The organism is Rhodococcus sp. R1101 (assembly GCF_000278445.1).
Lineage (GTDB): Bacteria > Actinomycetota > Actinomycetes > Mycobacteriales > Mycobacteriaceae > Rhodococcus > Rhodococcus gordoniae.
This window is the reverse complement of record NZ_AJVB01000647.1, coordinates 1-1,770: the sequence shown is the minus strand read 5'-3', so window position 1 is coordinate 1,770 and position 1,770 is coordinate 1. Positions and strand designations below refer to the sequence as shown.

2 protein-coding genes and 1 pseudogene are annotated in these 1,770 nt (G+C 68.3%); 1 reads left to right on the top strand and 2 read right to left on the bottom strand.

Annotated features, from left to right (window positions below; all coding sequences use genetic code 11):
* A pseudogene (locus R1101_RS0122765) lies at positions 1-485 on the top strand (NAD(P)/FAD-dependent oxidoreductase); the annotation flags it as partial.
* Between the two features lie 72 nt (positions 486-557).
* Here R1101_RS0122765 and R1101_RS0122760 read toward each other — a convergent pair.
* Both R1101_RS0122760 and R1101_RS0122755 read right to left on the bottom strand, forming a co-directional pair.
* Complete coding sequence (locus R1101_RS0122760) at positions 558-1,007, bottom strand: PaaI family thioesterase (protein WP_016935507.1); 450 nt, start codon at positions 1,005-1,007, stop codon at positions 558-560.
* A 160-nt stretch (positions 1,008-1,167) separates the two neighbouring features.
* Positions 1,168-1,653: a hypothetical protein gene (locus R1101_RS0122755; RefSeq protein WP_026003612.1), complete on the bottom strand. Its 486-nt coding sequence runs from the start codon at positions 1,651-1,653 to the stop codon at positions 1,168-1,170.
* Between the last annotated feature and the right edge of the window lie 117 nt (positions 1,654-1,770).

Here is a 1,770-nt window from a genome sequence, read left to right as displayed (position 1 = left end):
TGTTCGTCATCGGCGACATGATGTCGCTGAACAAGCTGCCCGGTCTGGCACAGGTGGCGATGCAGGGCGGCAAGTACGCGGCCCGGCAGATCATCGCCTCGCTCGGCGGCGCCGATCCGACGCATCGGGAACCGTTCAAGTATTTCGACAAGGGCAGTATGGCGACGATCTCGCGGTTCAGTGCGGTCGCGAAGGTCGGCAAGCTCGAGATCAGCGGGTTCCTGGGCTGGGTGGCGTGGCTGTTCATCCACCTGCTGTATCTGGTGGGGTTCTCGTCGAAGGTCTCGACGCTGCTGTCGTGGGCGCAGGCGTTCTTCTCCGCCGGCCGCAACGAGATGGCGGCCACCGAACAGCAGGTCTTCGCCCGGATGGCGATCGAGCACATGCGGGCGGAAGGCCCGAACGAGGCCTCCGAAGCAGCGGAGGAACGGTCCGCGCAGGCGTCGGCCGCGCAGGGCCGGGGTGGGGCGCAGGCCGCGGGCTGACGCTGTTCGCTCCGGCCGGGACTTCTGGTTCCGGCCGGAGCCGTCGGTCTGCGGTGTCGGGCGTGCGGGCGGTCAGTGCCCGATGCGGTCGGCGTCGGTGATGTTGGCGAGGCGCACCTGTCCCTGCGCGACGAGGCGGTCCTGCTCGTCGACGATCTCCACGCGCCACACCTGCTGGGTGCGGCCGCGGTGCACGGGGGTGCCGGTGGCGGTGAGGACACCGTCGCGGGTCGCGCGGAGGAAGTCGGTGTTGTTGTTGACCCCGACGACATTGCCCTTGTCCCCCAGCCAGGTGGCGCCGGCGACACTGGCGACGGTTTCGATCACCGCGCAGTACACACCGCCGTGCACGATGCCGTAGGGCTGGTGCTGCGCCGCGGTGATGGTCCAGCGGGCCCGCGCGAGGTCGGGGCCGAGCTCGACGAACTCGAGACCGAGGGCGGTGTTGAAACCGGTCTCGTTGGCGGTGTTGATCGACTGCACATCGTGCTGCGCCGAGGTGGAGGTGGACTGGTCGCTCATACGGGCTTTCCCTTGTTCGTGCGTGCGGTCGACCGGCCGCCGGGACAGGTGGCCGTCGAACGATGGTAGGACATGGCGGTTTTCGGAAGGTCGCGTCCGACCCCGGTGCGGTCCCCACATCGTTCGTCCGTCGACGCTGCGCCCAGTGCAGGCGATCCGCTCACGGGAAGGTCACCAGGAGCGCGTACGCGACGATCGAGTAACCGTCGGGAATCGATCCGTACCGGTGCACGGCCCTGGCCCCTTCGTACTCGACGCCGTACCAGCCCGCATCCTCGGTGGGGATCCTCCTCGTCCGTTGGATCACCGGGTGACGTTCGGCGACCAGCACTCGACCTTCGGGCCGGGTGCGGTAGACCATCCACAGGTAGCGGTCCCACACCAGATGCCCCGTCAGCACGACATCTCCGAGGGTGTCGAGCTGCGGCGGGAGCACGGTGGTGACGCCGTGACCGAGATGGGCGAGCAACTCGACGCGATCGTCGACGGTGATCTGCTCGACGCGGGCGGGAATGTCGCGCACGAGTTCGCGAATGCAGTCCGTCGCACCGGGCGTGGTCCAGTAGGTGGTCGGCCGACACACCTGCCCGGGGGTGGGTTGATCGGGCCACGGTTCGAGGTCCTCGATCATCCACAATGTGGTCACCGGTCGATCATCACACTGCCCGGTGAGACCGGCCATCCCCTGACATGCGGCGGTCCGGTCCGGCGGCTCGTGGACCCACAACCGACTGCGCTACGGCGCGCCGATGAGTTGACGGCG